Origin of the sequence: Lactococcus muris (assembly GCF_042849115.1) — a bacterium.
Taxonomy (GTDB): domain Bacteria; phylum Bacillota; class Bacilli; order Lactobacillales; family Streptococcaceae; genus Lactococcus; species Lactococcus muris.
The window spans coordinates 40,765-65,093 of sequence record NZ_BAAFQO010000013.1 but is presented as its reverse complement, the minus strand read 5'-3'; the positions used below and the strand labels follow the sequence as shown (position 1 = coordinate 65,093).

Below are 24,329 nucleotides of genomic sequence, written 5' to 3'. Positions count from 1 at the left end.
TTTACTCCAATGCCTTGCTTAATTCTTGAATTTGCTTCTCGTAGTCTTCCAAGCGTTTTTGCTTTTCTGTCCCCTTCATTTTCTTGTCAAGCTTTGTGGCCTCATAAAGGTCCGTATAGGCAAGGAGGGTCAACTGGTTATCCCCGATATTTTTTGCCAAATCCAGAGACTTTTCAAAGGCACCACGTCCTTGGTAGATCCAGAAGTCCAATGTATTATCATCTGTACTTGGCGCAATCGTGTTCAGGACCGCTGTCTTTTGCGCCGTGGTCAAGTGGGCCAGGTTAACTGAGGCAGCAGCTAAAACGAATCTTGCCTCCTTTGATAAGTCCTGGGGCTCATATTTTTCAAGCGCTAGAAGTGCTTGATCATAATGCTGGGTAATAAAGCTGGCCTGGGCACTTTGCACTGCTTCCGCCTTAGGCAAAGTCGTTGTTTTATCAATATAAGTGATGAACGCAAGAACAAGAGCCGCAAGCAAGGCTAAAGAGCCACCATATTTGAAGATGCCATAACGGACTTTGGAGACCTTGGTCAGACTTTGCGCTTCGGTGGTCTGCACCTTCTTGTATCGTGCTTGAAGGATGTTTTGAATGTCTTCAATGTGTTCACTGCGAGCAAGGGCGGCTGAAAACTTGTCTTTCAGACTGTTTTCAGCCCCTAAAAAGGCTTCAAATGAAGTTTTAGGGTACAGCACCGCAAAAACCAAAGCCTTATACTGTGTGAGAAAAAGTCCTGTATCATTTGCCATTGGCGCAAGACTGCTTTCAAACCCCTTATGTACAAAGCTTAAATGGCCGTCTTTGAGGATAATATTTTCTGGGTGCACAAAAGGAACCTGAAACTCCGCCCACTCACCTGTGAGTTCTCTCAAGTTTATAGCAAGAGCCAGACGACTTAATTCCTCTTGCGTATCCTTGATAAGTGCACTTAGAGTCTGTGTAGATGCCGGGACTTGATAGTTTACACTGTAAGCAAAACGTTCATCCTGAGATTTCTCAAGTTGAACCTTCTGCTGGATGAAGTCTAAATCAATGGGAGCCACTTGTGCCCCTGTAAAAAAGATGCGCCAAGTGCTTTGGCTTGTGTCGAATTCTAATGTCGTTTGTCCGTCAAAACATTTCATAATTTTCTCCTGCTATAATCTGGAAAATATCTCCAGTGCTTACTTGCAATTCTTCCAAGGTTCGGCCAGACGACAGAGGTAGGGGTTTTCCCTTGACCCTAAAGTGCCACTTTTCAGGCAAGACTTGACCTCTTGCAACAAATGTCTCTGTCAAAAGTTCTACCAAGCGATTGGGCGTTATGTTTCCTGGCACCAGCACGTCCACCTGCTTGTGCATCCATTCTAAGCTAATCGCGATGTGCTTGTTCATATCTCTTTCTCCTAAAGCCTTTGGCCACAAAGTAGGTCAGGACCAGTAGTGGTAAGGCCGCAAATAAAAGTAGCCAAAGGGCCTGGTTTTCAGAGTGATTCCCTTGTTCTTTCGAAGCAATTTGGCTGCCTGTATAATCTTTAAAAAGTCCACTTTTGAGGGCTTTAAAATCCCTGGTGTAAAGCGGGGCGGTATGGGTCTTTGTGAAATCTATCCTTTTATGGCTTTGACTGACCGTTTCAGACTGCTTTTTCTGAGCCTCGACCCTTTTATTCAAGGCCTCAGAGAAAATCCGCCCCCGAATCTCAAAACGACTGGTCCCTGTTCCTGTAGACTTCTGATTTGTAAGTACAGAAGTATCCAAGACCAGACGACCATCAGCCTGTGCAGAAACTGGGTGACTCAGAAGCAAGAAAAGAAATATTAAAACTATTCTGTTGTATTTCATCTTTAGTCCTATCAATATAAAAAGGCGCCACAAGGTGCCCTTAAGAAAATGCTTAGAAGCCAAAGCTTTGCGCATCTTGCGCATCACGCTCAGCAACAGTATCTGCGTATTTATTGAGCTGTTGGTTGATATTTTCAAGCAACTCTTCAAATTTTTGAACGTTTTGATAAAGCTGATTGTACTGTTCCAAATAAGACTGAAAGGCTTGCCCTTTCCATTGCTGGGCAATGATGTCGTTCATGCGATTCACCTCTTGAATGGCTGCTTCAATCGCATCTTTAGAGCGAATATAAACTTGTGCTTCTTGTTTGAGTTCTTCAGGCGTTACGGAAATTTGTCCCATAATAAGGCCTCCTTCAAATAATAATGGTTCACCTATTAGGCGATGGTGTGTGAGATTTGCCTCTGTGCAAAATGTAGGCGCTTTCTCACCTGAATGATAGTTTAACACAACAAATTACACTTGTCAACAATTTGTTACTTTTCGGTTAAAATATTATTCTATTTTGTTTACAAAAAGATGTCAAAAAGTCATATACTCGTACGGAAGATGGCATGTCCTCAAAAAAATATTTCAGCAAAAAATCATCCTTAAACCGTGTAATTTAAGGATTGGACCGTTTTTTATCTGCATCATATCTTAAAATCAGAGGTACTGATTCAGCTCAGAAGGCTGAAAATTAAAACGCCAAATTATAGACACAACGTCCATTTTGTGCTATAATTGCATACCGTAAGCTCAATGGGACTTGTAATGAATATCTTTGATTATTATAGACAGCATGTTCTCTTTATGTTTTAACAATAGATAAAGGAGGAGTTATGGAGAATAGAAAAGAACGTACAAAAGCACGACTTCGTGATGCAATAACTCAGCTTTTGCAAGAAAAACCCTTTGACCACATCACAACAACTGAACTTGTGAAGGTAGCTAAGGTCAGTCGCAGTGGCTTTTATACGCATTATCAAGACAAGTACGACATGATTGATCAGTACCAAAAAACTTTATTTAACACAATCGAATATGTTTTCGAAAAAAACAATGGTGATCTTTATAAAACAATGCTAGAAACTTATGAGTTTCTTGATAATAATGAAATTTATGCTGCTTTATTTTCAGAAAATGGCAGCAAAGAAATCCATCAGTTCATGCAGGCCCAACTGAAAAATATTTTGGCGCGTTCTATCTTACCTCATAATCCTAAGCGGGAAAAACTAGACAAATTGGAGAGTATCTATATGACAACCTACTATGCCAATGCTATTTTCGGTTTAACTCAAGCTTGGATTCGTCGCAAACGGAAAGAAACACCCGAACAAATTTCCGCACTGTTGATGGCTCTAATCAGCTGATAACAAGAATTTAAACTGCCTTAGATTTACTAAAAGAGGAGAATATGTGAAACATATAAAAAATACTGGGAAACTATTTATTCTAGATTGGAAGCGTATCTTTAAAAATCCAATAGCAATTTTTTTAGTTCTTGCTTTGATGTTTATCCCATCTTTATACGCTTGGTTTAATATTAAAGCCCTTTGGGATCCTTATGCGAATACTTCACAGCTTCCAATCGCGGTTTATAGTGATGACCGAACAGAAAAATTTCAGGACAAGTCAATCAATATTGGTGATGAAGTCCTGAAAAACCTAAAAAAGAATAAGCAGCTCGGCTGGAAATTTGTCGACTCTAAACAAGAGTTAGATAAAGGGGTTAAGTCTGGCAAATACTACGCGGGTATCTATCTGCCAGAGGATTTTTCAAAAAATCTGCTCAGCTTTACCACCGGGGATATCCATAAGCCTAAAATTGTTTACTCTATCAATGAAAAAATAAATGCCATTGCCCCGAAAATTACTTCGAAAGGTGCGACTTCTTTACAAAGTCAGATTTCCGAAGAATTCATTAAGACAGCAAGCAGCACCCTGCTCAAAACCTTCAATGATATCGGATACGACATTGATAAAAACATGGTCAGCATCCAAAAGATAAAGAGTATCATTTTATCAACCAATGATAATTTAGGCACAATTGATCAGTATACACAGCAAGTGGTTGACTTACATAATAAGATGCCTGATTTAAAAGCTAAGCTTGACAAGGCAAACGACTTTATTGACTACTTGCCTGAAGTTGATGCGCTCGGTCAAAAGGTTGTGCAACTGGATGACAGTATGCCCATGATCAAAAACCAGCTTTCCATCATCATGACACTGCAAGAAAAAATACCTGAGATTCAAAATGCCGGGAAACAGATTGCAATGATTGACAATGACTTTGCTTCTGTTGAACAAACAATGAATGAAGGTATTCAAGAAGCCAAACAAGGCCTAACCATCATCCAGCAAGTCCAAACTGCCTTGCCAGATATTCGTAAACTTGGCAACCAAGCTAATGAGTTAGCTTCTACTACTTTGGACGGTGCAACTCAGCTCCAAAACGCCTTGCCGAGCATTACAAACAGCCTTGATATAACTTTGAAAGCTCTGCAAAATTTTGCCCACTCTACTTCTTCATATGTGAAAGCAATAAGAGCAGCCTTGAGCAATAATCATCTCAGCCCCGAGGAAAAAATAGCTGCTATTCAAAATTTCCAAGATAATATTCAACAACAAGAAAATATCATCAAAAACCTCATCACCTTTCTAGAAAATGCACAGGCAAGTACTGGAAATCATAATTTCGATAGCGCAATTCAAAAACTTAATGCGTATTCTGAGGCGCTGATAAAACTTGATGGTAGATTAGAAACTTTAAAAACAGCTATTGCAAATGGTGAAGCAATAGATATTGATCAGGCTCTGAGTGAAATTGAAACGCTGGCCAATAACCTCTCTGCTCTTATTGACAACATTGATGTCAATGCAGTAAGTACATCACTTAATAAAATTCTTACACAACTCATCGCAACCATTAAAACTGCCCAAGGTCTCTTAACCAAAGCCCAAGCTATTGATTTTGAATCCTTGCTCAACTCTACAGGTAAGACTGTTTCGAATGCCATTGCTTTACTTGAAAAGTATCAAAAAGAGTTGCCCGCAATCAAACAAGAAGTTCACAACGCTAACCTCATGCTCAACGGCAACATGGCCACAATCATCAATGCCATCAACAAAGGGGCTTCACTTTATCAAAATGAACTGCCACTTGTTGAGCAAAAGCTTGATAAGGCTGCCGACTTTATCAAAAACGATTACCCAGCTATTCGCAAGGAACTCACCGAAACCTTGGGAACAATCAATGAAAAAATGCCTGATCTTGAAAAAGCTTTAGCTCAAGCAAATGACCTCATCATTAATGACTGGCCAAGTATCAAAACCGGAATCCGTAAAGCCGCTGATGCTATACACAAAGGAGAAAAAGAGGTCAATCTTGGCGAAATTGTAAAACTTTTGAAACTAGATGCGATTAAAGAAAGCGACTTCCTCGCACAGCCTGTTGAGCTTCAAGAAAATGCAATATATCCGATTGCAAACAATGGTTCAGCAAGTACACCTTTCTACACTGCGCTGTGTTTATGGGTGGGAGCTGTTCTCTTCTCCAGTGTTGCTGTAACAGAGTTTTACTTAAAGGGAAGAGATAAAAAACTTTACTCCAAGCGCGAACAGTTTGCTGCGCGAATGCTAACTTTTATCGTGATGGGAATTGGCCAAGCGCTGATTGTTACCTTAGGGAACTATTTTGGTCTTGGTGTAGATGTTCATAATCCCGTTTATAGTGTCTTATTTGCCTTACTGATTGCTATAGCCTTTATGATAATGGTTTACGTTCTGGTGGCACTGTTCGGAAACATCGGTAAAGGAATTGCCATTATCATCTTGGTTCTTTCCATATCTGGTGGGGGAGGAAATTACCCTATTCAAGTCTCTGGTAAATTCTTCCAAGCCATCAACCCTTATCTGCCATTTACTCATGCGGTTAACTTGTTACGCGAATCAGCTGGCGGGATTTATTGGCCAAATGCTTGGCTTGACATTATTATCCTCGTTGCTGTTGCCTTTGTTTTCTTAGTGGCAGGGCTTGTGCTCTTCCCTCATCTGGAAAAAACATCAAAGAAAATCTCAGAGATGGCGCAAAAGAGTCACATCTTCCATTAATAAAAAGCCTCAGTTGAGGCTTTTTATCTGCTTGGATTTTCATGGAATTAGTTGCTCGATGGTGGTTAATAATTCTTCATGAGAAGCAATCACAAAAGCTGTTGAAAACTCTCCGAAAGCAGAGACATCCTCCTGTTTATGATTAATCCAAATCGTCCTCCAACCACTCTGCAGCCCTCCAAAAATATCGGTCTGATAGTTGTCACCAACATAGAGTAAATCAGCAGCAGTTAATCCAAGTCTTTCTGCCATCAAATCAAAAACTTCTTTATCCGGTTTAGCAAAGCCTGTTTCTTGTGAAACAAGGATGTGATCTTCTTCTATATATTCTCTCAGCTTTAAATACTCAATCTTTTTCCACTAATGTTGCGTGCTTTTAGATAATCAAAGGTCTCTTTTATCCCCACCAACATCTCTATCTTTTCTTGCTCCTTTAATAGCTGCTCTGAAAATCATCTGCTTGTTCATCCGTAACCGCCTCATAAGCACACTGTGCCATCGTCTTTTTAAAGCGTATTTTTTGAAAGGTTAAGGTGTCACATTCTCCTCTTAGCACGCGCTTAAATTCTTTATCTGAAACTCTACGAAACAAACGATAAGTTTCCGCGACGTCCCCTGCATAAAGAGGACAAATTGCCTTTAATGCTCTTTCAAAAGGAAGCTGCGGGTAAAAAATCGTATCATCCATATCAAAAACAACTGCTTTAACCATGTTCAAACCTTTTCTAACTCCTCTTCTCTAAAAAAATAAGCAGAGGCTAATTTAGCGGACTATCTCATTACAGATGATAAAATTACCGAAGCACAACGTAAAGAGTACGGACAATACACCAAGATTATTACGAAAGAGGTAGAAAAAATTTGATTATCACGATAACAATGAACCCTTCCGTTGATATCACTTATCTCACCAATACTTTCAAGCTTGGACAATTAAATCGAACAAAGACACCAACGATTAATATCGGAGGTAAAGGGATTAATGCTGGACGTGCCGCAGCTCTTTCTGGTTCTGATGTAACTTTGACTGGATTTATCGGCGGAAAAATTGGAGATTTGACACAGCTTCTTCTAGAAGAAGAAAAGTTATTCAATATTCAAATGAATCAGGTTTCCGGAGAAACACGTCATGCTGTAACCATCATGCACGATGAAGGCAAGCATACCGAGATTGTAGAGGAAGGACCGAAACTGGATGATACAAATATTCAAGAGCTCCTTGAAAAAGTGCTCCATATTTCGAAAGAAAAGCCTGTGAACGCTATTTGTATTTGTGGTTCTGCTAACTCTACTGATGCTTTCCTTTTCCCAAAAATGATTCAACATTTGAAAGATAATCTAGAGGTAGAAATTCCGATTTTAGTCGATATCTCTGGCGAAAAACTTACTTGCCTCCTTAAGGACAACTCTGTCACTCCGGACTTCATTAAGCCAAACAAACATGAACTCGGAGATTTTGTTGGAAAGAAAATCACAACAAAAAAAGAGGCTTTAGAAGCTCTGCACCACTCTTGTTTTGATGGGATTAAATTTGTCATTGCTTCTCTTGGCGAACAAGGCGCCGTATGTCGAATTAATGATATTTACTATGATGTCCGCATCCCCAAAATTGAAATCAAGAGCACAACGGGTTCAGGAGATGCAACGGTTGGGGGCTTTGCTTATGCCTTGGAGCAAAACTTCGATACTAAGCAAATGCTGAAGTACGCTATGGCTTGCGGGATGTCTAATGCCCAACATGAAGAATCAGGTAAAATTTGTCAAGAAGATGTGTTAGCTTTCACTCAATTCATCGAGGTTACAACCATCTAACACAATAAAAAATACACAGACAAAATTCTGTGTATTTTTTATTATTTATAGTGGTTTTGGATAGCCTGAAGAAAGTACTCAGGCAACTGCTCGTGTTTTTGGTTATAATTCGCTCGAAAACGTTCGTCTGCTACATACATCTGTCCCAGATTGATATGTGCTTCTGGACTGATCGTTTCTTCTGGCCAAAAAAGTTCCAAGATTTCCTTGTGGAGGAGAATAGCTTGGTCTGCCAAGTCTTCATCCTGCGTTTCATAAGCCTTTTCTAACATTTGCACGACTTGAGCATGAGATTCTTGCCAGTGCTTAATCTTCTCTTGATCGGCTTGAGCATATTTTTTATAGGATTGTTCCACGCGCTCATCGCCCCATTTTTGCCGGATTTCACTCCCGTATTTTTCTTCATTTTCTTTAAGTTGTTTACTTTTTAACAGTTCAAAATCTTTTTCATTCATGTGATATTCTCCTTTATCTAACTTCAATGATAAATGTTCCACCAATTTTTCCAAACGACTCATTTGTTCATTCAACCGCTTTAGATGTTGACTCAAAGCTTCCTTTTCATTTAATCCTTCCGACAACACAGCTTTAATCCGCTCGAGAGGAAGATCAAATTCTCGTAAACTCATGATATAAAATATACGCGCAATATCTGTATCAGAATATAAACGATAATCGTTCTCATCCCTTTGGGGCTCCAGAAGTCCAACAGCTTCCCAGTACCGTAAAGTTTTAGAGGTTAAACCAGTCATTTTTGTGACGCTTTTTATGTTTTTCATAGGCCTCCTTTCAGCTTATAAATTCATTATATATCTTGACCTAAGGTCAAGGTCAAATAAAAAAGACTCCAACTGAGACTTTTTTACTCTATTTTCTTCCGTAGTCTTTCTACAAAAAGATAGGCAGCCGGGCAGGTCACTGTATTTTTTAAAGTCAGATGATTGATTTGATAAATCTTTTTCCTATCTGTATGGGGAAATTCACGGCAAGCTTTGGGACGTACTTCATAAATGCTACAGAGGTTATCACTGCCAAGGAAAGGGCAGGGCATCGTTTGAAAAACTTTGTCACCATCTTCATCTACCCGTAGATATTGGGCTTCAAAATCGGCGGCTTTCATGCGAAGGTACTTCGAGATGCGGGTAATATCGGCTTCTGTAAAAAGTGGGCCTAAGCTCTTACAGCAATTTGCACAAGCCGTGCAATCTATTTCAGAAAAAACTTCTTCATGAGTTTCCTTGACGATGTAATCTAGATTTTTAGGTGCTTTTTTCTTCAATGTTCCTAAAAACTTTTTATGCTCCTTCTTTTTTTGGAGCGCAAGGTCTTTGTAATATTCGATATCCATTTCTGCTTCATTATAACAAAAAATGCTTCGGGAAGTCCGAAACACTCTTTGCTTTTTAGGAGTAGGTTTTATGAAAAATTTTATTGGAATAAGGATATTATAATGGACACGACTTAAGCTAGGCTAAAGCCACACTGAAATAAAACTAAATGTGGACTTTCTCCCAAATTACGCTGTTTCAAAAAGACTGAAAATATGATAGAATAAGGCGATACCTTTATAAAAGTTAACTTTTATAAACCAATATATCCTAGGAGAAAAATATATCCATGCTTACAGTTTCTGATGTTTCATTACAATTTTCTGACCGCAAGCTTTTTGATGACGTTAACATTAAGTTTACGGCAGGAAACTGCTATGGTTTGATCGGTGCCAACGGTGCCGGTAAATCAACTTTCTTAAAAATCTTGGACGGTGAGATCCAACCCACAACTGGTCACGTTTCAATGGGACCGAACGAGCGTATGTCTGTCCTTCGTCAAAATCACTATGACTATGAAGATCAAACACCGCTTGATGTTGTCATGATGGGTAACGAAAAACTTTATGCCATCGCCCAAGAAAAGAATGCCATCTATATGAAAGAAAACTTTTCTGACGAAGATGGGATGCGTGCTGCTGAACTCGAAGCAGAATTTGGTGAAATGGGCGGTTATGAAGCCGAAGCCGAAGCCGCTCAACTCCTTCAAAGCTTAGGCATTAAGACTGAACAACACTATGACCTCATGGCGAATTTGACAGCTGGCGAACACGTTAAAGTCCTTCTGGCACGCGCTCTTTTCGGTAAGCCGGATGTTCTTCTCTTAGACGAGCCAACCAATGGTTTGGATATCCAAGCGATCAGCTGGTTGGAAGAATTTTTGATTAATTTTGAAAATACAGTTATTGTCGTCTCTCACGACCGTCACTTCCTCAATAACGTATGTACATACATGGCAGACCTTGATTACGGTAAAATCAAACTTTACCCTGGTAACTACGATTTTTGGAAAGAATCTTCTGAACTTGCCCTCCGCCTCCAAAACGATGCCAACCGTAAAGCCGAAGAAAAAATCAAGGAATTGCAAGACTTTATCGCCCGCTTCTCTGCCAACGCTTCGAAGTCAAAACAAGCGACATCACGTAAGAAAATGTTGGATAAAATTGAAGTTGAAACTTTTGTCCCTTCTTCACGTAAATATCCATTTATAGGTTTTGAGCAAGAGCGCGAAATCGGAAATGACCTGCTCCGCGTTGAAAACTTATCTGTGGAAATCGATGGCGAAAAAGTCATCGACAACATCAGCTTCATCTTGGCACCTGGTGACAAAACTGCCTTTATCGGTCAAAATGACATCCAAACGACTGCTTTGATTCGTGCCTTGATGGGCGATATCGAATATACAGGTGAAATTAAATGGGGGGTAACTTCATCACGTTCTTACCTTCCAAAAGACAACAGCCGTGATTTTGCGACAGACGAGTCTATCTTGGACTGGCTTCGCCAATTTGTCTTGACTAAAGAAGAAGACGATAATACTTATCTCCGTGGTTTCTTGGGGCGTATGCTCTTTAAAGGGGAAGAATCACTCAAATCTGTTTCTGTCCTTTCAGGGGGGGAAAAAGTTCGTGTCATGCTTTCTAAAATGATGTTACAGCGTGCAAATGTTTTAGTTCTTGATGATCCAACCAATCACTTGGATTTGGAATCAATTTCAGCACTTAATGATGGACTGAAAAAATTCAAAGGCAGCATTATCTTTGCTTCACATGACCATGAATTTATCAATACATTAGCAAACCACATCGTCGTTATTTCTAAGAACGGTGTCATCGACCGTATCGGAGAAACTTACGATGACTTCTTGGCTAATGATGAAGTCCAAGCTAAAGTTAAAAAACTTTGGTCTGAAGACTAAGATAAACTTCAAAAGAAAAAATTGTTGCTCCGCCAAGATTATCTTGAAGCGGAGTATTTTTGGTAAGGGGACAAAATGAATAAGCAATTAAAAGTATTTGCGACAGATATGGATGGCACTTTTCTCGATGAGAACCGTTCCTACGATAAAAGTCGTCTACGTGATATCTTAAAAGAATTTAAAAAGAGAAACTATCTTTTTTGTGCAGCAAGTGGTCGTCAACTCTTGGCTTTAGAAGAGCTCTTTGACGAGTTCCAAGATCAAGTCGCCTTCTGTGCGGAAAACGGCGCACTGGTTAAATACCAAGGCGAGATTCTCTACAGCAGCATTTTAGGACAAGATAAAGCCAACAAACTCGTTGATCTTGTCCGTCAAAATCCTCATATGCACCGTGATGTTGTTCTCTTTTCAGGACTGAATGGTGCTTATGCCCTTCAAACCGCTGATCCGCAATTTGTCGAATTTGCCAATATTTATTATTCTGATTTGAAATTAGTAAAATCCGTCCATGATATCGAAGATGAAATCTTAAAAGTCTGTGTGGAGTTTCCACCAGAAAAAATCCGTGAATGTGAAGACTGGATAAATGCACAAATGACTGATATTCGTGCAACAACGACTGGTTTCCGTTCTATTGACATCATGTCCGCAGGAATCAGCAAGGCAACAGGTCTCTCTCACTTACTCACACACCTCCAATCAAGTCCGGAGGCACTTACAGCCTTTGGCGATCAAAGCAACGACTTAGAGATGTTAGAATTAGCAGGTACCGCTATTGCTGTTGAGAATGCTATTCCTGAGGTATTACAAATTTCCGATAAGGTTATCGGTCACAATCGTGATGCGGCTGTCTTGAGTGAGCTTGAGGCTATTTTGACACATTAATCAAGAGTATGAGCCGTGTCTCATACTCTTTTGAGTGTTTTCAACCTCAATCAATATTGGCTAAAACAAGAGATTTTCGTTATAATTGAACAGAGAAATTATCGGAGGATAAACTATGAGAATCGCAATTGATGCTATGGGTGGCGACTTTGCACCCGAGTCAATCGTTAAAGGAATCAATTTAGCAAAAAAAGAATTTCCAAATATTGAGTTTCAGCTCTACGGAGAACCTGAGGCTATTAAAGCACATCTAGAAGATGAAAAAAATGTAAAAATCATCGCAACAACTGAGCTTATCGACTTCCACGATGAGCCAGTAAAAGCCATTCGCAAGAAAAAAGATAGCTCTCTCGTCCGTGCGGTTAAAGCAGTCAAAGATGGTGAAGCTGATGCTGTTCTTTCCGCTGGAAATACCGGAGCTCTACTTGCTGCTGGCTTATTTATTGTCGGCCGTATCAAACAAATCGACCGTCCTGCGCTTATGAGTACCCTCCCTACTGCAGATGCTACAGGCTTTGATATGTTAGATTTAGGTGCTAACGCTGAAAATAAACCTGAACATCTGGCTGACTTCGCTGTTTTAGGAAGCTACTATGCAGCCAATGTACGTGGTGTTAAAAATCCTCGTGTAGCTCTTCTCTCCAACGGTGCTGAAGAATCTAAAGGATCCACAATGATCAAAGAAGCACACGCTTTGCTCTCAGATATTGAAGATATTAATTTCATTGGTAATATTGAATCGCGTGACATCTTGACTGGAGCAGCTGATGTCGTTGTCGCTGATGGTTTCACGGGAAACGCTGTGCTTAAAGCCATTGAAGGTACCGCAAGTGTTCTGATGCGCCAAATTAAAAACGGCATCATGAATGGAGGCTTTATCACTAAAATCGGTGGTGCTCTTGTGAAAAAGGAACTCAGCAAGCTCAAAGATACGATGAGTACAGATAGCGCAGGCGGTGCAGCTTTAGTAGGTGTCAAAGCACCAGTTATCAAAGCCCACGGTAATTCTAGCCCTGAAGCTATCGTTTCAACGATTCGCCAAATCCATCGGATGCTCGAAACAGATGTTACTGGCCAACTGGTCAAACATTTTGAAGATAAAGAATAATAAAAGAGTCTGGGACAAAGGTCCAAAACTAAAAAATCAAAATCGCTCAACCACGACATTCTTAATGACCGTGATTGAGCGATTTTCCATTATTTTGGACTTTTTTCCTAGCCTCTTTTGCTAGTTGTAGCTCTTATAATATAAATTTTTGACAATCTGTAAAGACAAGAGGTAAGCAAGGATAATGATGAACCAGTAGAAGAAGAATTGAACAGGCAAGTGTGCCAAATCAATAATTGATCCATATGAACTTAAAATCAATGTAAAGCCAACGACGAATGCGCCAATTGTGGAAAGGATAACCGGCAACGAAGGCTTACTTTGTAAGAAGGGGACTTTTTTGGTACGCAAGATATGGAAAGCCAAAGCTTGTGTGCCTAAGCTAACTGCGAACCAACCTGCTTGGAAAAGGTTAGCATGGGCAACTGTATTAAAGCCAAAGACATACCACAATACAAGGAAAGTGATGATGTCAAAGATAGAAGACACGGGTCCAACAATAAATGCAAAACGGGCAAGACCTTTAGTTTGCCATTTCACTGGACGAGCAATGTCTTCTTCGTCAACATTATCCCAAGGGATTGAAAGTTGACTCATGTCATAAATCAGATTCAAAGTTAAGATTTGTAAACTGAGCATGGGCAAGAAAGGCAAAAAGGCGCTGGCCACCAAAACGGAAAAGACATTCCCAAAGTTTGAAGACAAAGTGATACGAATATACTTCATCATGTTTGTAAAGACTTTACGTCCTTCAGTTACACCAGTTTCCAAGACCTGTAAACTTTTCTCGAGTAGGATAATATTTGAGGCATCTTTAGTGATGTCGGCTGCAGTGTCAACTGAAATCCCGATATCTGCCGCACGTAAACTTGGGGCGTCATTTATTCCATCTCCCATAAAGCCGACAGTATGAACCTTACGGATAAGCTCAATAATACGTGCTTTTTGCATTGGATTTAATTTTGCAAAAAGATGCACTTCCATAGCCGTGTTGAACAGTTCCTCATCATCCATAAGATCAATCTCACTTCCGATACAATAACGGTCAACTGGAATTCCAACATCTTCACAAACCTTTTGCGCGACAATGGCGTTATCACCTGTCAACACTTTTACAGTTACACCGTGATTTTGTAAACTATGGATTGCTTTTGCTGCAGATTCTTTGGCTGGATCAAGGAAACCGATAAAACCGACAAGGGTCATATCACGCTCACTGGCAGCATCAAAATCTTCGAGTTCTTCATCTGAAATGATTCGCTCCGCAATGGTGAGAACACGCATGCCTTGCATATTCATTTCACGGTTAACTTCTTTCATCTCTGCTAAACGCTCTTCCGTAATTTCAACACGTTTCCCGTCTTCCATCACATGCGTACAGATGGCTTGCATCTCCTCAACTGCGCCTTTTGTGACCATCAAGTTTTTATTGTCAGTTTTCACAACGACAGACAAAAGACGGCGTGAGAAATCAAAAGGTATCTCATCAACTTTTGTAATATTTTCATCGGGAAATTCGCGTCCTAGTTTTTTGAAATAGTCAATCACAGCAACGTCCATCAGATTTTTCCAGCCAGTTTGGAAGTTAGAATTGATAAAGGCTGAATTTAATACTTCATCTGCCTTATTGCCACGTGAGTTTACATATTCAACCATGACGACACGGTCTTCTGTAATCGTACCTGTCTTGTCTGTACAGAGGATATCCATTGAGCCGAGATTTTGAATAGCCGATAAATTTTTGACAATAACTTTTTCTTTACTGAGTGCTACTGCGCCTTTAGCCAAGTTGGCATTGACAATCATTGGCAGCATTTCGGGTGTAAGACCGACAGCTACAGCGATTGCAAAGAAGAATGATGTTTCAAAATCTCCCTTAGTTACCCAGTTCAAAATTAATACGATAGGAAACATGATAGCAACCATGGTCAAAAGCATGCGGCTCACACGGCTCAAACCTTTATCAAAGGATGATTCAACCTTTGTAGTAGTTGCCTTACTGGCAATATCGCCAAACATAGTTGAAGCACCAGTTTTAACGATTAAAATCTCTCCATTTCCTGATAAGACATCGGTCCCCATAAAGAGAACATTGGGCGCATCAAGCGCAGAGATTACTTTCCAGTCAATTTGCTCGTCTTCATCTAAATCTTCGGGTAAACGCTTCTCCACAGGGAAAGATTCACCGGTTAAAGAGGCTTGATTGATAAAGAGGTCACGGTGTGAGAGAAGAATAGCATCCGCTGGAATCATATCTCCCGTTTGAAGCTGAATGATATCTCCTGGGACAACTTCATCCATGGGGATTTCAAAACTCTCCGCTCCGCGCTTAACATTTGTAGTGTTCTCAATCATCTCACGCAGAGCAATTGAAGCCTTTTGTGATTTGTATTCCTGCACAAAACTTACACCAGCAGATACGGTAATCATGAGCAACATATAAAGTGCCCCCTCCATATCTCCTGTCAATGCCGAAACAGCTGCTAAAAAAGCAAGGACAAGAACAAAAGGATTTTTAAAAGCATGAAGCAGTATGATATACCAGGGAATGGGTTGCTGACTCGCAACCACGTTCGGTCCATATTCGTCTAAACGTTCCTCAGCCTGTTCAGCGTTCAAACCCGTAAAGCTCGTGTTTAAACGTTCAAAAAGCTCGTCACGCTTCAACTGTGCCAACTCTTTAAGCACTTCGTTTTTGTTTGTTTTCATTTTTTGCATACGTGCACCTCCCTCATCTCTAGGGCGTAAACCTTTAAAAAGTTTACTTTTCTTTTTTTATGGTGTGGTTTGCGAAATTCCTCTCTCTATTCTACTATAAATATCGAAAAAATATTGAGAAGTCCTCTTATGAATATTAAGGAAACAGTCTGATTTTATCTCCAAAAGCCTCCTTATGCTCTTAAATTCGGTACACAAAAATAAAAAAGCACTATTACTAGTACTTTTAATTACAATTTATCTGTCACTTCTTTATGAAGTACTTACTGTAAATTAGGTTAACACTTGATTGACAGTCTGCAACATATTTCTAACTCTCTGACAACGGTGCAAAACTCCTTTTTTATCTGCCGTTTCCTATCTTACCTGCAGTTGGTCACTCTAAACTAGGAGAGCAATTCTGCTTCCAACTCGATAGGAACTGAAATCAAAGCTTTAGAAACCGGACATGTTGCTTCGATTTCTTTTGCTAACTTTTGAAATTCGTCATCAGAAATCCCAGCAATTTTCGATTGGTTTTTCAGATGAATCTTTGTAATTGCAGGACCGTCTGCTGTTACCGCAAAGGTCACATCTGCTTGGGTGTAAATGTTATCGACTTTGTAACCTTTTTCGCTTAAAAGCAATGAGAATGCCATGCTAAAACAAGCGGCATGAGCTGCACCCAGAAGTTCTTCAGGTGTTGTTATGGATGCTGAATGCTCTGCACGCGCTTCAAAATTATAGGGCGTATCAGTAAATACCTGTGAAGAGTCTAGACTGATGGTACCTGAACCATTTTCTAAATCCCCTTGCCATTGTGCGGATGCTGTGGATACATTTGCCATATATTTCTCCTTTTCATATTATAAATAGTTGGATAGCCTATAGCCCAAGTATAGGATTTTATTATGGCCTTTTCAAGAGATTGGACTCAGACATATTTGACATTATGTGAAAATAAATGTAGAATTTGAACTATCAGAAGAGTAACTTTTCAAAGAATTCTTTAGGAAGTTGGCGGTAGTGCAAGCCAGTGTTTTCAGAAAAGTGAATGGACTGATAATAACAAAATGATTTTAAGCAATATAAATCACGGCTGCTCCCGTTAACAAAGCACTCGTTTCTATGACGAGCTCGAGGAAATTCTTAAAGAATTTCGAATTACGGTGGTACCGCGTGATAACGCCCGTAAAGTATTTTTACAATGCTTTACGGGCGTTTTTGTTACAAAAATTTGTACCTCAAAAAGGAGAGAACTATCATGAATAAACCTACAATCCTAACTGGCGATCGTCCTACGGGCAAACTCCATATCGGACATTATGTTGGCTCACTTAAAAATCGTGTGCTACTACAAAACACAGGAAAATATAACATGTTTGTTTTCCTTGCCGACCAACAAGCTCTCACCGACCATGCCAAGGAACCTGAAAAAATTATCCAATCTGTTGGAGACGTGGCTTTAGATTATTTGGCTGCTGGTCTCGATCCAGAAAAATCAACCATTTTTATCCAGTCCCAAATTCCTGAACTGGCTGAACTTTCAATGTATTACATGAATTTGGTTTCCCTAGCACGACTTGAACGTAACCCTACCGTTAAAACAGAAATTGCGCAAAAAGCCTTTGGCGAATCCATTCCTGCCGGTTTCTTAGTTTATCCTATCGCTCAAGCCGCAGATATTACAGCCTTTAAAGCCAATCTGGTTCCTGTAGGGAACGACCAGAAACCAATGATTGAACAATGTCGCGAAATTGTACGCTCTTTCAATAATGCATACAACTGTGATGTCTTGGTTGAACCTGAAGGACTTTATCCAGAAAATGAATCGGCAGGACGTCTTCCTGGCCTTGACGGGAATGCAAAAATGTCTAAATCGCTTGGTAATGGCATATATCTGGCTGATGATATGGATACGCTTAAAAAGAAAGTGATGAGCATGTATACAGATCCCGACCATATCAAGGTTGAGGATCCAGGTAAAATTGAGGGCAATATGGTCTTCCATTATCTTGATGTCTTTGGACGTGAGGAAGACGCTACTACTATCGCTGAGATGAAAGAGCATTATCAAGCGGGCGGCTTAGGAGACGTAAAAACTAAACGCTATTTATTAGACATTCTCGACCGTGAACTCTCTCCAATTCGTGAACGCCGCATCGAATTCGCTAAAGACATGGGGGCTGTTTATGACATGCTTAAAGATGGCTCTGAAAAAGCACGTGCTGTTGCTGCAAATACCTTATCTGAAGTAAAATCAGCGATGGGCCTTAACTACTTTGATGCCAAATAAAAGAACACAAAAACTTATGACAACTCAAGAAAAAATTGCTGCCTTTGCCAAAAAAATCTATGAGAACAACTATGACGGACATGGCTTTGATCACGTCAGTCGTGTTGTCAAGCTCGCAAAACAAATCCTTGCTACGGAACCCCTTGCAGATTCTGATTTAGTTATTGCTGCTGCTTACCTGCACGATACCTATGATGAAAAGATCTGCTCCGATGTCGCCCAACAAAAACAAGAGGTTGCAGCCTTCTTAACCTCCTTAGATTTTTCTAAAGAGAAACAGGATAAAATCTTTTACATCATTGATAATATGAGTTATTCTGCCAATCTTTTAGAGAAAAAAGAACTCGACATCAATGGTCAAATCGTCCAAGATGCCGACCGCATTGATGCGATGGGCGCTTGGGGCATTGTGCGGACTTTAGAATATGGCTGGTCCAAAGGTCGCACCTTATATGACCCCACCATAAAACCTCAACATTTTTCTAGTAAAAGCAACTATCATCAAAGTGAAGGGACAACGCTCAATCATTTTTACGAAAAGCTCTTTCTGCTCAAAGATTTATTGAATACAGCGCATGCTAAAAAATTAGCCCAGAAGAGAGATAAAATTATGCGTGATTTTGTCACTGCTATTGAGGAAGAATATGATAGCTAGAAAGGCAGATGTTTTAACTGTGAATTTTGAAAAAAACTCTCCTCCTCAGGGCACGTGTCTTATCTTTGCCCATAGAGGTTCAAAATGTAATCGACCTGAAAACACTTTGGCAGCTTTTCAGGAAGCTCTGCATGTAAACTCAGACGGTATCGAACTCGATGTCCACCTGTCTAAAGATAATCATCTGGTCGTCATTCATGACGAAAAAGTTAATCGAACAACTTCTGGAAGAGGCCGTGTTTGTGATATGACCCTAGCCCAATTAAAACAACTCGATGCTGGCTCTTGGTTTGACAAGGCTTTCTACAAAGAAAAAATACCCACTTTAGAAGAAGTTCTGAATTTGCTGCTAAAGGAAAACTTTGCAGGTTATCTGAACATAGAGATTAAGACCGATATCATAAATTATCCTGGTATTGAAAAACAGCTCTTTACTTTGATGAACACTCAAACTTTTCCCTTTAAAGTCATCTACTCTTCTTTTAATGTAAACACACTTCGCAACTTACACGCACTAGGCATTAAAGACGAAATCGCCTATCTTGCAGGAAAAACTTTTCAAAGAGTGGATCTCTCCGTAGTAGGAAGCTTTATCACAAGCCTTCATTTGAAAAAAAATTATGTTTTTAGACATAAGAAACTATTAGCACCGGGCAGTAAACCGATTCGGCTTTGGGGAATTCATTCAGAAAAAGACATGTACTCAGCTTTTCAGCATAACATATCTGGAATTTTCACAGACTTTCCTGAAAAAGCGCTCAAAATTCGAAAAATCAGTCAAAAGTAAGATAAAACTCCTCTCATTGTAAACATGCTCTACGCATGTTTTTTATATCCAGAAAAAATTCACAAACTTTATCATAAAATTGTACAATAGTCGCTTATGATAGCGGAGTCATTTTCCTTTACTTTCTATTTCACAAGGGATATAATGAGTTTGTATGTGTTAAATGGGAAATACATTTGACATATATTTCTAATGAAAGGAGAATCTATGCAATATATTAATTATCTCGGGCAGGATGCCTATACCAACATTGCGATGGATTCTTGGTTATTAAATAATCTGAAGGCAGAGGAGCCTGTTTTTGCCCTTTGGCAAAACAAGCGTGCTGTTATCGTCGGACGTAACCAAAATACTTTTGCTGAGATAAATCAAGATTATATTGATCAACATGATGTGCAAGTTGTACGGCGCGTATCTGGTGGCGGTGCTGTCTATCATGACGAGGGAAATATTTGTTTTACATTTTTTGTCCCTGTAGCCAGTTCAGCCCAAGTTAACTTTCATCAATTCGTGAAACCCATGTATGATGCGCTTCGTTCTCTTGGTATTGAAGCTGAAATTACTGGAAGAAATGATCTTGAAATTGCTGGAAAGAAAGTTTCTGGTAATGCACAGCGTTACGCCGGTGGTTACCTTATGCATCATGGTACTTTGCTCTGGGATACTGACGTGGAGGCGATGATTCGTTCACTCAATGTCTCTGATGAAAAGTTTGTCTCTAAGGCTGCTAAATCTGTACGCGCACGTGTCGGAAATATCAAGGACTTTGCACCTGATTTGAATTTAGATACTTTTATTGATGCACTCAAATATTACTTAACCAATCAGGGTAAGGATGGCGAATATGTTCTGAATGATGAACAGCTGGCGGGTATAAAAGCTGCACGTGATGAGCAATTTTCGACTTGGGATTGGAATTACGGTGAAAGTCCTAAGTTCAGTTTCAATAACCACGCCAAATTTACTGGTGGATCAATTGATATCCAAGTTGATGTCAATAATGGTCTGATTACTGATATTAATTTCTTGGGGGATTTCTTGGGTGTCCGCGATTGGCGTGACATCAAACAAGACTTTATAGGTCTTCCGTTTAATCCAGATGCTGTACTTAAGGTTCTAGAAAAGAATAAAGAAGGACAATATTTTGGAACAATTGAAAACAATGAACTTTCACAGCTTTTCAAGGCTGATGAATTGGTTTAAAAAAACGAGAATGAAGAAGAAAGGGAGATATTTATGTCAAACAGCACAAAAATCCTCGATTTCAAAAAACAATTAGAATTACAAGACAGCGCGTTTCCGACGCTCCAAATCTTAGACGAAAACGGAAAAATCGTTGACGAAGAGGGTCTTAAGCGCGCCGATCTTTCAGATAAAGATTTAGTAGAACTCTTTAAAAACATGCTGCTTAGCCGTCAAATCGACATCCGTTGCATGAAACTTGCAAAACAAGGTCGTATGGGATTCTTTGGACCCACTGCAGGTCAAGAAGCTTCTCAAATGGCTTCTGCTTTTGCATTCACTGATGAAGACTGGCTTTTCCCAGGTTACCGTGACTTGCCACAGATTTATGCTAAAGGCTGGCCAATCTGGAAAGGGCTCCTCTGGTCTCGTGGACACCAACTCGGTAACGAGTATACAACAGACGAAGGCGCTGAAGTAAAATCTTGGTTCCCACAAATCATTATCGGTGCACAATATATTGAAGCGGCTGGTGTCGCTTTAGGACTGAAAAAGCGTAAAAAAGATGCCGTTGCCTTTGTTTACACTGGTGATGGTGGTTCTTCTCAAGGGGACACTTATGAAGGGATTAACTTTGCTTCTGCTTACAAAGCACCACTTGTTGCCTTTATCCAAAATAATGGCTATGCAATTTCAACACCACGTGAACTCCAAACAGCGGCGCCTCACTTGGCAGCTAAAGGTTGGGCAGCTGGTGCACCATCTATCGTTGTCGATGGTAACGATGCTATTGCGATGTACTTGGCAGCTAAAGAAGCACGCGCTTGGGCTGTTGCTGGTAACGGTCCAGTCGTTATTGAAGCCCTTACTAACCGCTTGGAGCCTCACTCAACAGCTGGTGATGACCCACTTCGTTACCGTAGCCAAGAAGGCCTTGATGCTTGGTGGGCGAAAGAGCCATTGCTCCGTATGCGCACTTACTTGACTGAAAAAGGTATCTGGGATGAGGCTCAAGAAGAAGCTTATATCGCTGAACTTGATGCGCGTATCGATGCAGACATCAAGAAAGCAAACAATGTTGAAAAACAAAAAATATCAAGTTTTTTGAAAAATACACTCGAAGTACCTAGCCAAGTAATGGTTGAGCAAATTGCAAAATTTGAAAGTGAGGGCAAGTAAACATGGCAGTAAAAACTTATATTGCAGCAATCACAGAAGCGCTTGACTTGGCGCTTGAACGTGACGAAAATACATTAATCTTCGGTGAAGACGTTGGGCAAAATGGTGGGGTATTCCGTGCAACTGATGGACTCCAAGCAAAATATGGTGAAGACCGTGTCTTCAATACACCACTTGCCGAATCTGGTATTGGTGGTTTGGCAATTGGTCTCTCAACTCAAGGCTTCCGTCCAATCATGGAAATCCAGTTTGGTACATTTGTTTATGAAGTTTTTGACTCCATTGCTGGACAAATGTCTCGTACACGTTACCGTTTCAACAATACACGTCATAACCCAATTGTTATCCGTACACCTTATGGCATCGGTACAAAAACACCTGAAATGCACGCCGACTCTATCGAAGGGCTCTTTGCTCAAATTCCTGGACTTCGTGTCGTTATGCCATCAAATCCAGCAGATGCTAAAGGACTTCTTTTGGCTGCCATTGAAAACAATGATCCAGTAATGTACCTCGAAAACTTGCACCTTTACCGTTCTATGAAAGGAGAAGTTCCGGAAGGCTACTATACAACACCTTTGGATCAAGCAGTCGTTGCCAAAGAAGGTTCAGATGTTTCGATTATCGCTTACGGTGGTACAGTTCCTCTGGCTATCAAGGCTGCTGAACAACTCGAAAAAGAAGGGATTAGCGCTGAAGTTCTTGATTTGCGTACCGTATCGCCTCTTGATATCAAATCAATCGGTGAGACAGTAGAAAAAACCGGACGTGTTGTTGTCGTTCAAGAAGCACAACGTACAGCGGGTATTGCTGCTAACGTTATGGCGGAAATCTCAGAACGCTTTGTTCTGTCACTTAAAGCACCTATCGGCCGTGTAGCTGGGCCAGATTCTATCTTCCCATTTGCTCAAGCCGAAAATGACTGGGCAGTTAAAGCAGACGATATTGTGAACAAAGTGAAAGAGGTAGTAAATTATGACTGAAATTTTTAAAATGCCTGATATCGGCGAAGGCATGCATGAAGGCGATATCGCTAACTGGCTTGTAAAAGTCGGAGATGTCGTTAAAGAAGATGATCCTGTGGCTGAAGTACAAAACGACAAATTGATGCAAGAAATCTTGTCTCCTTACTCTGGTACGGTAACAAAACTTTTCGTTGAAGCTGGAACAACTGTTGAAGTGGGTGCTCCGCTTATCGAATATGATGGAGATGGCTCAAGCGAAGTTGATACTGCTGAAGCGGCACCCGCTGCTGCTTCTGAAGCTCCTTCAGGTGAGACTCAAATCTTCACCATGCCTGATATCGGTGAAGGTATGCACGAAGGTGACATCGCTAACTGGCTTGTAAAAGTTGGAGACGATGTCAAAGAAGATGATCCTGTGGCTGAAGTACAAAACGACAAATTGATGCAAGAAATCTTGTCTCCTTACTCTGGTAAAGTTACAAAACTCTTTGTTGAGGCTGGAACAACTGTTGAAGTCGGCGCTCCACTTATCGAATACAACGGTAATGGTGCTACAGCCGCTCCTACATCAGCTCCGCAAGCAGCTCCAACAGCAACTGCCGATACAGCAGCTTCTGCTCCTAAAACTGAGGGTGGTGCTACAACACGTACGACTGCAGACGGCCGTGTTCTTGCGATGCCATCTGTACGTCACTATGCGCGTGAACACGGTATTGATTTAACTCAAGTTCAAGCTACAGGTCGTCATGGCCATACAACCTTGGCAGATGTCAAAGCCTTTGCTTCTGGCGCAGCTGCTCCTAAAGCTGCAGCTTCCGCTGAAGCTAGACCAGCTCCTAAGGCTGATGCAGCTAAACCTGTTGCTCCTAAACCAGCTCCAGCCCCTGTACAAGCAGCCGAAGGCGATCGTCGTGAGCCAATGACACCAACGCGTAAAGCTATCTCAAACGCGATGAGTACACAAAATGCAAATATCCCTGCGGTTACTAACTTTGACCAAGTGGAAGTCTCTAAACTTGTTGCTCACCGTAAAGAGTACAAAGAAATTGCGGCTAAACAAGACGTTAAACTTACTTACCTTGCTTACGTGACTAAAGCCTTGGCTGCTACAGCTAAGAAATTCCCAGAAATTAACGCTTCTATCGATGGTACAGATATCGTTTACCATAATGATGTAAACATCGGTATCGCCGTAAATGCGCCAAGCGGACTTTATGTGCCTGTGATTAAAAATGCCGATAAGAAATCAATCTTTACCATTGCTAAAGAAATTTCTGAACTTGCTGAAGCGGTACGTACAGGTTCTATCAAACCAGACCAAATGCGTGGCTCAACAATCACAATCTCAAATATTGGTTCTGCCCGCGGCACTTGGTTTACACCAATTATCAATGGCTCTGACGTTATGATTCTCGGTCTTGGTTCAATCGTTAAAGAACCTATCGTTAACGCTGAAGGTGAACTAGCTGTTGGTCAAAACATGAAGCTTTCTGTGAGCTATGACCACCGTCTCATCGATGGTATGCTCGGACAAGGTTCATTGAACTATCTTAAGAGTCTTTTGGCTGACCCAGCTTACATGCTCATGGAAGTTTAA

At 40.5% G+C, this 24,329-nt stretch carries 23 protein-coding genes and 1 other annotated feature; of the genes, 13 read left to right on the top strand and 10 right to left on the bottom strand.

The genetic code is table 11. The features are described 5' to 3' along the window. Position 1: 1 nt before the first annotated feature. Genes essB through ACGHCK_RS08640 form a run of 4 tightly spaced genes read right to left on the bottom strand, consistent with a single transcriptional unit; the run spans position 2 to position 2,170 of the window. Complete coding sequence (gene essB / locus ACGHCK_RS08655; RefSeq protein WP_202230080.1) at positions 2 to 1,126, bottom strand: type VII secretion protein EssB; 1,125 nt, start codon at positions 1,124 to 1,126, stop codon at positions 2 to 4. After that, a complete protein-coding gene (locus ACGHCK_RS08650) occupies positions 1,113 to 1,376 on the bottom strand; it encodes an EsaB/YukD family protein (RefSeq protein ID WP_202230081.1) in 264 nt (87 codons plus the stop codon). The genes essB and ACGHCK_RS08650 overlap by 14 nt, the downstream gene beginning before the upstream one ends. Next, positions 1,354 to 1,824, bottom strand: coding sequence for a hypothetical protein (locus tag ACGHCK_RS08645; protein ID WP_251420452.1), 471 nt, complete (start codon positions 1,822 to 1,824; stop codon positions 1,354 to 1,356). Before ACGHCK_RS08645 ends, ACGHCK_RS08650 begins: the two co-directional genes overlap by 23 nt. Positions 1,825 to 1,876: 52 nt before the next feature. Continuing rightward, complete coding sequence (locus ACGHCK_RS08640; protein WP_202230120.1) at positions 1,877 to 2,170, bottom strand: WXG100 family type VII secretion target; 294 nt, start codon at positions 2,168 to 2,170, stop codon at positions 1,877 to 1,879. A gap of 476 nt (positions 2,171 to 2,646) precedes the next feature. Here ACGHCK_RS08640 and ACGHCK_RS08635 point away from each other — a divergent pair, with 476 nt between their 5' ends. Next, the gene (locus ACGHCK_RS08635; RefSeq protein WP_202230083.1) at positions 2,647 to 3,177 is read left to right on the top strand and encodes a TetR/AcrR family transcriptional regulator; all 531 of its coding nucleotides are present in this window, start codon (positions 2,647 to 2,649) and stop codon (positions 3,175 to 3,177) included. A gap of 46 nt (positions 3,178 to 3,223) precedes the next feature. Beyond that, positions 3,224 to 5,920: a YhgE/Pip domain-containing protein gene (locus ACGHCK_RS08630; RefSeq protein WP_251420455.1), complete on the top strand. Its 2,697-nt coding sequence runs from the start codon at positions 3,224 to 3,226 to the stop codon at positions 5,918 to 5,920. A gap of 39 nt (positions 5,921 to 5,959) precedes the next feature. On the opposite strand, the gene ACGHCK_RS08625 is transcribed toward ACGHCK_RS08630, so the two are convergent. After that, positions 5,960 to 6,271, bottom strand: coding sequence for an HAD-IA family hydrolase (locus ACGHCK_RS08625; RefSeq protein ID WP_271328105.1), 312 nt, complete (start codon positions 6,269 to 6,271; stop codon positions 5,960 to 5,962). An 82-nt stretch (positions 6,272 to 6,353) separates the two neighbouring features. After that, on the bottom strand, positions 6,354 to 6,638 hold the full coding sequence (locus tag ACGHCK_RS08620; RefSeq protein ID WP_251420458.1) for an HAD family hydrolase: 285 nt from the start codon (positions 6,636 to 6,638) through the stop codon (positions 6,354 to 6,356). 143 nt (positions 6,639 to 6,781) lie between these two features. Here ACGHCK_RS08620 and ACGHCK_RS08615 point away from each other — a divergent pair, with 143 nt between their 5' ends. After that, entirely contained in the window at positions 6,782 to 7,732 is a 951-nt protein-coding gene (locus tag ACGHCK_RS08615; protein ID WP_251420461.1) for a 1-phosphofructokinase family hexose kinase, read from the top strand. Between the two features lie 41 nt (positions 7,733 to 7,773). On the opposite strand, the gene ACGHCK_RS08610 is transcribed toward ACGHCK_RS08615, so the two are convergent. Then, positions 7,774 to 8,511 carry a MerR family transcriptional regulator gene (locus ACGHCK_RS08610; protein ID WP_251420464.1) on the bottom strand — a complete coding sequence of 246 codons (738 nt, stop codon included), beginning with the start codon at positions 8,509 to 8,511 and terminating at the stop codon, positions 7,774 to 7,776. An 83-nt stretch (positions 8,512 to 8,594) separates the two neighbouring features. Next, entirely contained in the window at positions 8,595 to 9,080 is a 486-nt protein-coding gene (locus tag ACGHCK_RS08605) for a YkgJ family cysteine cluster protein (RefSeq protein WP_251420467.1), read from the bottom strand. Positions 9,081 to 9,349: 269 nt separating this feature from the next. Here ACGHCK_RS08605 and ACGHCK_RS08600 point away from each other — a divergent pair, with 269 nt between their 5' ends. From ACGHCK_RS08600 to plsX, 3 genes are all read left to right on the top strand, one after another. After that, the gene (locus ACGHCK_RS08600) at positions 9,350 to 10,978 is read left to right on the top strand and encodes an ABC-F family ATP-binding cassette domain-containing protein (protein WP_202230089.1); all 1,629 of its coding nucleotides are present in this window, start codon (positions 9,350 to 9,352) and stop codon (positions 10,976 to 10,978) included. A 75-nt stretch (positions 10,979 to 11,053) separates the two neighbouring features. Next, positions 11,054 to 11,863, top strand: a complete 810-nt coding sequence (locus ACGHCK_RS08595) for a Cof-type HAD-IIB family hydrolase (protein ID WP_251420470.1) — start codon at positions 11,054 to 11,056, stop codon at positions 11,861 to 11,863. 115 nt (positions 11,864 to 11,978) lie between these two features. Next, a complete protein-coding gene (gene plsX / locus ACGHCK_RS08590) occupies positions 11,979 to 12,971 on the top strand; it encodes a phosphate acyltransferase PlsX (RefSeq protein ID WP_202230091.1) in 993 nt (330 codons plus the stop codon). Positions 12,972 to 13,091: 120 nt separating this feature from the next. Here the strand turns inward: plsX and mgtA are convergent, their stop codons facing one another. Together mgtA and ACGHCK_RS08580 are read right to left on the bottom strand one after the other, a co-directional pair. Beyond that, complete coding sequence (gene mgtA, locus ACGHCK_RS08585) at positions 13,092 to 15,689, bottom strand: magnesium-translocating P-type ATPase (RefSeq protein ID WP_271328094.1); 2,598 nt, start codon at positions 15,687 to 15,689, stop codon at positions 13,092 to 13,094. A gap of 386 nt (positions 15,690 to 16,075) precedes the next feature. Then, complete coding sequence (locus tag ACGHCK_RS08580) at positions 16,076 to 16,516, bottom strand: OsmC family protein (protein ID WP_251420476.1); 441 nt, start codon at positions 16,514 to 16,516, stop codon at positions 16,076 to 16,078. 125 nt (positions 16,517 to 16,641) lie between these two features. Further along, positions 16,642 to 16,864 (top strand) — a binding site (T-box leader). A 68-nt stretch (positions 16,865 to 16,932) separates the two neighbouring features. Between ACGHCK_RS08580 and trpS the strand changes: the two genes are divergently transcribed. From trpS to ACGHCK_RS08545, 7 genes are all read left to right on the top strand, one after another. Then, positions 16,933 to 17,964 carry a tryptophan--tRNA ligase gene (trpS, locus tag ACGHCK_RS08575; protein WP_251420479.1) on the top strand — a complete coding sequence of 344 codons (1,032 nt, stop codon included), beginning with the start codon at positions 16,933 to 16,935 and terminating at the stop codon, positions 17,962 to 17,964. Between the two features lie 16 nt (positions 17,965 to 17,980). Next, positions 17,981 to 18,619, top strand: a complete 639-nt coding sequence (locus ACGHCK_RS08570) for an HD domain-containing protein (RefSeq protein WP_251420481.1) — start codon at positions 17,981 to 17,983, stop codon at positions 18,617 to 18,619. A gap of 19 nt (positions 18,620 to 18,638) precedes the next feature. Beyond that, on the top strand, positions 18,639 to 19,406 hold the full coding sequence (locus ACGHCK_RS08565) for a glycerophosphodiester phosphodiesterase (protein ID WP_271328095.1): 768 nt from the start codon (positions 18,639 to 18,641) through the stop codon (positions 19,404 to 19,406). Positions 19,407 to 19,613: 207 nt separating this feature from the next. Continuing rightward, positions 19,614 to 20,609 carry a lipoate--protein ligase gene (locus ACGHCK_RS08560; protein WP_202230097.1) on the top strand — a complete coding sequence of 332 codons (996 nt, stop codon included), beginning with the start codon at positions 19,614 to 19,616 and terminating at the stop codon, positions 20,607 to 20,609. Positions 20,610 to 20,642: 33 nt separating this feature from the next. Then, a complete protein-coding gene (locus ACGHCK_RS08555) occupies positions 20,643 to 21,767 on the top strand; it encodes a thiamine pyrophosphate-dependent dehydrogenase E1 component subunit alpha (RefSeq protein WP_251420483.1) in 1,125 nt (374 codons plus the stop codon). Between the two features lie 2 nt (positions 21,768 to 21,769). Continuing rightward, positions 21,770 to 22,750, top strand: a complete 981-nt coding sequence (locus ACGHCK_RS08550; protein ID WP_251420485.1) for an alpha-ketoacid dehydrogenase subunit beta — start codon at positions 21,770 to 21,772, stop codon at positions 22,748 to 22,750. After that, a complete protein-coding gene (locus ACGHCK_RS08545) occupies positions 22,743 to 24,329 on the top strand; it encodes a 2-oxo acid dehydrogenase subunit E2 (protein ID WP_271328096.1) in 1,587 nt (528 codons plus the stop codon). The genes ACGHCK_RS08550 and ACGHCK_RS08545 overlap by 8 nt, the downstream gene beginning before the upstream one ends.

Excerpts from the sequence above, each read along its gene's own strand:
- essB (WP_202230080.1), bottom strand. The coding sequence starts at position 1,126 with ATGAAATGTTTTGACGGACAAACGACATTAGAATTCGACACAAGCCAA.
- ACGHCK_RS08650 (WP_202230081.1), bottom strand. The coding sequence starts at position 1,376 with ATGAACAAGCACATCGCGATTAGCTTAGAATGGATGCACAAGCAGGTG.
- ACGHCK_RS08645 (WP_251420452.1), bottom strand. The coding sequence starts at position 1,824 with ATGAAATACAACAGAATAGTTTTAATATTTCTTTTCTTGCTTCTGAGT.
- ACGHCK_RS08635 (WP_202230083.1), top strand. The coding sequence starts at position 2,647 with ATGGAGAATAGAAAAGAACGTACAAAAGCACGACTTCGTGATGCAATA.
- ACGHCK_RS08610 (WP_251420464.1), bottom strand. The coding sequence starts at position 8,511 with ATGAAAAACATAAAAAGCGTCACAAAAATGACTGGTTTAACCTCTAAA.
- ACGHCK_RS08605 (WP_251420467.1), bottom strand. The coding sequence starts at position 9,080 with ATGGATATCGAATATTACAAAGACCTTGCGCTCCAAAAAAAGAAGGAG.
- ACGHCK_RS08600 (WP_202230089.1), top strand. The coding sequence starts at position 9,350 with ATGCTTACAGTTTCTGATGTTTCATTACAATTTTCTGACCGCAAGCTT.
- ACGHCK_RS08595 (WP_251420470.1), top strand. The coding sequence starts at position 11,054 with ATGAATAAGCAATTAAAAGTATTTGCGACAGATATGGATGGCACTTTT.
- plsX (WP_202230091.1), top strand. The coding sequence starts at position 11,979 with ATGAGAATCGCAATTGATGCTATGGGTGGCGACTTTGCACCCGAGTCA.
- mgtA (WP_271328094.1), bottom strand. The coding sequence starts at position 15,689 with ATGCAAAAAATGAAAACAAACAAAAACGAAGTGCTTAAAGAGTTGGCA.
- ACGHCK_RS08580 (WP_251420476.1), bottom strand. The coding sequence starts at position 16,516 with ATGGCAAATGTATCCACAGCATCCGCACAATGGCAAGGGGATTTAGAA.
- trpS (WP_251420479.1), top strand. The coding sequence starts at position 16,933 with ATGAATAAACCTACAATCCTAACTGGCGATCGTCCTACGGGCAAACTC.
- ACGHCK_RS08570 (WP_251420481.1), top strand. The coding sequence starts at position 17,981 with ATGACAACTCAAGAAAAAATTGCTGCCTTTGCCAAAAAAATCTATGAG.
- ACGHCK_RS08560 (WP_202230097.1), top strand. The coding sequence starts at position 19,614 with ATGCAATATATTAATTATCTCGGGCAGGATGCCTATACCAACATTGCG.
- ACGHCK_RS08555 (WP_251420483.1), top strand. The coding sequence starts at position 20,643 with ATGTCAAACAGCACAAAAATCCTCGATTTCAAAAAACAATTAGAATTA.
- ACGHCK_RS08550 (WP_251420485.1), top strand. The coding sequence starts at position 21,770 with ATGGCAGTAAAAACTTATATTGCAGCAATCACAGAAGCGCTTGACTTG.
- ACGHCK_RS08545 (WP_271328096.1), top strand. The coding sequence starts at position 22,743 with ATGACTGAAATTTTTAAAATGCCTGATATCGGCGAAGGCATGCATGAA.